The following is a 6,258-nucleotide window of genomic DNA, read 5'->3' as shown; positions in this document are numbered from 1 at the left end:
TCTTAAAGGAGGTGAACCTTATCTCAATGAAATTAATTAAATTATTTATTTTCGGGTTAGTAATGCTATCAATTGTCGCAGGTGCCGGAATATCTTATGCAAGTGATATCGTAATCGCTCCTGCCGGTTATATGGCGGATACAACCACACCGTTTGCAGTTTGGTTTAGCAGTTGGACAACTGTCATCGGCAGTCATAGTATGGTAACTTGTAAAGTGCGATTACAGCTACCCGCATGGGGTATCAATACACTCACGAATGCTTATACTTGGAACACCGCTATCGTAAGTCCGGCATGGACGAATGATGCGCAAGCGTGGCCTTCGAGTCATCATCTACCTATTGTATCTAGTGGTACTGTTTCTGGTTGGTTATTTGCAAAATCAACATCATTAAATGTTGGGATGAGTACCTGTGTTGTTCGTATGCGTTTTGGAAGTTCAAACTATGATACTTATACTCGTCCGGAACTGATGGCATGGAATGCGAGCATGGCGGGTTGGTTAATTGATACCTGCGCATTCGGTGCAAAAATCGTTGCATTAGCTAAAGATAGTATGGGGAATATTCTCGGTAGTTATATTACCGAAGATAATGGTATTTCCGAAGGATATCCGACAGTCCCCGGATATGTTAAAATGGCGGTACCAGTTGGGCAAGTAGCATTTATCGAATATCGCGATTTGAATAATAACCTACTTGGGACGAAAACTAGTGGGCCGTGGACAATTTATCCGGGACAGGAAACATATACTCCGGTAAAATTATCCCGATTTGAAGCGAATATTCTACCATAATCTTTATATAAAAAATTTTTAAGCAGCGAATATATTTTTTATCTATTTCGCTGCTTTTTTATTTTTATTTTTTATTATTGAATTATTTTCGTGATGAGAGTAATTGCATTCAAAAATATAAGATAAAATAGTAGCATCTGGCTGAACTCGGGACGAAAATAATTTTTTTACTACAACTCGCTGTGTTCAAGCTTTGATAATAACCAGAATCGATATTTTCTCAGTGGATTTTGCCTATTCTGCTGCGGTGAAACTAAAACAACCAACCGTCTATTCCGGGTAAAGCCGGTTTGCGAAAAAAAATTTACAAAAAAACTAGTGGTAAAACTTTATAGAAATAAAAAAATGAAAAAAAATGTATAAAATATCAAAAAATACTTGACAAGAATCGAATTTAGTTGTAAATTAAATAGTAAGGAAAATTTGGGCGCTAAAATTTTCTCACGCTTCTTGAAGGGTTCACCTATGGTTGGCTGCAACATAATCTGTTTGAAAAGCTCACCGAAACTAGGCTTACCAAAGCTACAGCTAGCTCTAGCTATTGATTTCATCTTACAAAAGAAAGGAGGGATAAATCATAATGTTTGAAAAAAGTAGTATGGTAAAAACCATTTCCCTACAGAAAGGAGGGGATAGTATAATGAAAAAATTTTTAGGATTAAGTTTAATGGTTGTTTTGCTCGCATCAGTATCGTTTGCTGGGAATATTGTCAACTATTCGTTTTTGACCTCGTTAGCGTTCAACGTACCTGGTGATCCCAGTAATAAAGTTAACGGTTGCGTGTTATATAACCCGATTCTAGACGCTGCGTTTGTCGGTCAGTATTTTACTGGCACTGGTAGCCGGGCGCTTATCCTTGGTTGGTCAATGGATTCAACTGATCCGACCTACGATAGCGTTACGCCGAAATATATCATTCGTGAACGAGTATTTCCAAACGGAGATAAACTGGTAGCGCTGAAATCAATGTTCGGTAATGCTGATATGTACGGTGGCAAAATGCATTTCGTTTGCGACCGCTGGGGATTCGATAACCTAAACATGGTTCCTCGAACCTACTGTCCAGTTAATGCGGATAGTGTTACCGTAACCTTCCCGTATGTGAGCGCAAAATATCCGTTATATAACGTTACCGGCATTTCGACAACAGCATCAACCGCTGTTGAAGATACCTGGGGCGGTACCCAACTGTATGCTGGTGCAACCGCATTTACGCTTATTCCGGTAACCTGCGAAGCGAACGGATGGTGTGTTAAACTTCCTGGCACCCAAGCGTTAGTTGCCGTAACCGGTGTATTCACGAATGCTACGGGGTTAGGTACCAACTTCTATACTGGCGGTGGTTTCGATGAAGCGGCACGAACAATCTGGGTTAACACGCAAATTCCTAGTGCTCCGAGAACAGTTTATGTTAGCGGTTCATTCGGTCGGTTTGACCCGATTACAGGTGTAATTGAACTGAACGCACCACATCCTCCTGGTCAAATGCTATTTGTCCATGTCGGTCAATTACAGCCAGGACATCGTGCGGTATGGAAATACGACGCCGCAACGTTAGCCGCTGAAACTGCATTGAATATTTACGGTCATCCGGTAATGTGGGAACCTGTTACGGTAGCGAATGTGTTAAGCGTTAGTACTATTACTACGTATGAACTAGGTGGAATGTCAGGCGTTATCACTGACCAGTTCATTGCAGGGAAAGTTCCTGGATTCAATACTGCGAAATCGCGGTTAATCTACTCAAGCTATGGAACAACAATGTTCGGACCTATCACTCCAGCGAGTTCAACCTTGATAACCGGGATTCCGTTAGCGGGAAAACCGATTTCCGGTGTACTCGGTGTATATACTGACGCAAATATGGCTGGTATCAACTTCTGGAGCTCTCGCACTTGCGCTGAATGGGTTCCGGTAACGAATCTGGATTATGTCGATTGTCCATGGGGACCGATTCGAACGGTAACCGGTATCTTTACGAACATTAATCGTGTTGGTATGAACTTCTTCACCGGCCGAGAAACTGGTGATACCACATCTCGGTACCTCGGTATCGGACCTGGTGGATACTGGAGTATCAGCCCAACTGCACCGCGAATCTATGCAGCAACCGGCGGAATTGATACGACGTTATCGCTCGGTTCAGCGTTTGTCGTATATACTGGTGAACCACCAGAAAATGTTAACGTCGCTGTCCATAATCTGATGGATACGACTGGCACGCTAATTCTCACGAATCCGTTACCGGGAACGCCGGATGTTTGGGTCCGTGTCGCATTCAACAACGGATTAGATGTTGCAAACAACCGGGTTAAAGTTTATGCTACTGGGTTAACCAATCTCTTATCTGTTGGCGATACAGTTTATATTTGCTATCTGAGACAAGCCGGAGCGAATCCGTACAACTATACTGGTCCAGGAACCGCTGGGAACCGCTCAGTAACGGCGAACCCATACGGTGTTACCTTCGATAAAGACGGGAACTATTTCGTGACGAGCTTATGGTCATACTGGGGATTCAATGCCCATGCGGCAAACGGTGACCATATCGCCTGGTATCCAGTTCGTGGGTCACTCTCACAAGTTACCCGAGGTCAGATTAGTTGCGATACGGCAAGTCCGACGCAGGATATCTACTGGGCTGACGGAAATGGTATCGTCTGGCGGTTTAAGAAAACCGGTGCTGGACTTGATACCTATGTCCAGGAAGATTTACCGTTCTACCTTGGTGCATGCAGAGGAACCAATGGAACCTCAGGATTCCGTGCTATGTCATCAGCGTTACGTGTGAAAACTATTCCAGCGATTATCGGTGGAAGTGTTACGTTAGTATACATTGGTACTCCACGGGATAACAATGTTACCTGTGAAGGTATTGACCAATTAACCGTAATGAAGACGGATGGAACTATTGAAGGTGTCTATTCTACTGATAATTTAGCTAACAATGGACCGACACCACGTGGCGCAGATGTCGCAATTTACCCGGATGGCAGCACGAGGGTTATATTCGGTGCCTGGGCAGGAACAGCTGCAACAAGACCGTACGGACAAATCTACATGTGGACATCTCCGAAAGCCGTTCCAGTAGAACTTTCTCGGTTTGAAGCTTTGATTAATTAACAATCGATAGTTCAACCGAGAAAGGGTTGTAGCTCATTTTTAACCAGGGAAGGTCGAAAATTAAATCGACCGACCCTGGTTTTTTTATATCAAAATATTTTTGGTAATTGTTCGGGGTTTAGGTTCAGGGTTCAATCGTCGCGAACGGGATTCTCGGTTTTACCTTCATTGGTTCCCAGCCATGAATAGCTGGGATATAATCAATCATCCCTAACGGGATTAACCGAAAGCGCATTTTGTCAGCCCCGACAGGGGCGATTGATTCTAGCCCAGCAATTTTTTGCTGGGAAGGTAAGATGCGAAACCTCGTGGAGTCCAGCTAGGGACGGCTGTATAATGTGGTTAATTAAAAGTATTTTGTTAGCCCCGATACGGGGCGATTGATTCTAGCCCAGCATGCAATGCTGGGGAAAAATAGACGGTAATATTGTAAAGTCCCGTTAGGGACGGCTGAAACCAATCCTCATATTTTCCTATGGTTCATTCGTCCCCGAGGGACTACATTATTTGATTCCGGCAATTACATTCCCAGCCATAAATGGCTGGGCTAATCCCAATCATCCCTTCGGGATTAACCAAATGCATTTTGTTAGCCCCGATACGGGGCGATTGATTCTAGCCCAGCAATTTATTGCTGGTAATTATGATTTAATAGTATAATAAAGTCCCGTTCGGGACGACTGAGTAAATTTATGTTATGCAAAAAGGATGTACTTATGAATAGAATATCTATATTATTTACGGTATCAATATTAATTTATTTTTCACTAACTTACGCTTCTACAACTCAACCTGAACAATCTGCAATACAAAATCTATACAACCAAGGAATAGAATTATTAAAACAAGAAAAATATGCTGAAGCGACTACGGTGTTTGAACAATATCTAACTACAGATTCAACGAATGCTAAAGCATATTACAACCTCGGTTTAGCGTATGTCTATCTAGAAAAATATGATAATGCGGTAGCTGCCTGGAAAAAAGCAATTGAGCTAGATCCGGAATTTGAAGCTGCTTATTATAATCTGGGGTTGGTTTATATCCATCCGCAAGCGTATCGCACGCAGGAAGCAATCAATACATTCCAGACCGTAGTCAAACTCAATCCGAAAAATTATAAAGCATACTATCAACTTGCAGTAGGGTATCACCGAATAGGAAAATATCAAGAAGCATTACAAGCACTAGATACCGTCCTTCAGTTAAAACCGGATTTAACCACAGCTACTGAATTTAAAATTCAAATATATCAAACCCTACGAGATTACCCTTCAGCAATCCAGCTAGCGGATACTCTATATCGGAAAGCGAAAACGGAGCAGAATAAAGCAATGCTATTTAACCTTTATGTAGCTTACGGAATCCAGTTGCGCAATCAGAACAAATATAACGAATCCGTATCGCAATTATATACCGCGCAAAAACTTGTTCCGGACCATCCGCAAGTATTCTATGAACTCGCAAATACGTATTCACTCATGGGACGAATCAACAGTGCAGAAATGCTCTATGAATATTGTCTCGCTCGTGACCCGAAAAGTCCTACACTATTAAATAATCTCGCATACTTTTACGCTGAAAACGGATTTAACCTAGACCGAGCAACCTTATTGATTGATAGTGCACTCCGATTAGTATCCGCAGAACCTGATTCTAACCCAACAGCGTATCTTGATACAAAAGGATGGATTGAATTGAAAAAAGGAAACTATCTGGAAGCATACAATCATTTTCAGACGGTATTAGATACGCTTATCGCTCCCTATCAACCTGAACCTGGCCTGAATGAAAAAGAACTAGAAGCGTTCCTTGCCGTTCAACCGAATTATGCAGCGTTTCCGGAAGTTATGCAAGCACGATACCAACTAGCGCTATCCGCATGGTATTGCGGGAAAAATAAGGAAGCGCGTGACTTGTTGAACCAGATACTTGCAGTATCTACCGAAGAACCTGCAGCGGTCGCAATTCAACAAAAAGTGAAAACATGGCTCGGCGAGAAATAACCACCAGTCGTCCCTAACGGGACTCATAATTATTTCCGCTGAAATGTCCCCAGCCATGAATGGCTGGGCTAATTCCAATCTTCCCTAACGGGATTAACCCAAAGCATTTTGGTAGCCCCGCTAGGGGCGATTGGGGTTAGCCCAGCATATAATGCTGGGAAAAAATGATGTGACGAACATATAGTCCCGTTAGGGACGACTGTATAATGCGGTTAATTAAAAGCATTTTGTTAGCCCCGCTAGGGGCATCTGATTTTAGCCCAGCATGCAATGCTGGGAAAAATAAACGGTAATATTATAAAGTCCCGCTAGGGACGGCTGAAATCAATCA

The 6,258-nt window shown here is 42.5% G+C and carries 3 protein-coding genes; all 3 read left to right on the top strand.

From position 1 onward, the window contains the following. Positions 1-797 (top strand): hypothetical protein (locus N3A72_12300; GenBank protein ID MCX7920357.1); only part of this gene is annotated, 797 nt, incomplete at its 5' end. Positions 798-1,437: 640 nt separating this feature from the next. Beyond that, positions 1,438-3,921 (top strand): hypothetical protein, encoded by a 2,484-nt coding sequence (locus N3A72_12295; GenBank protein ID MCX7920356.1) that lies wholly within the window; start codon positions 1,438-1,440, stop codon positions 3,919-3,921. A 716-nt stretch (positions 3,922-4,637) separates the two neighbouring features. Next, complete coding sequence (locus N3A72_12290) at positions 4,638-5,927, top strand: tetratricopeptide repeat protein (protein MCX7920355.1); 1,290 nt, start codon at positions 4,638-4,640, stop codon at positions 5,925-5,927. Positions 5,928-6,258: the final 331 nt, after the last annotated feature.

This window comes from bacterium, from assembly GCA_026416715.1.
Taxonomy (GTDB): Bacteria; UBP4; UBA4092; order JAOAEQ01; family JAOAEQ01; genus JAOAEQ01.
Note: the sequence above shows the minus strand (reverse complement) of the source record. Positions and strands in the feature narration are given on the sequence as shown.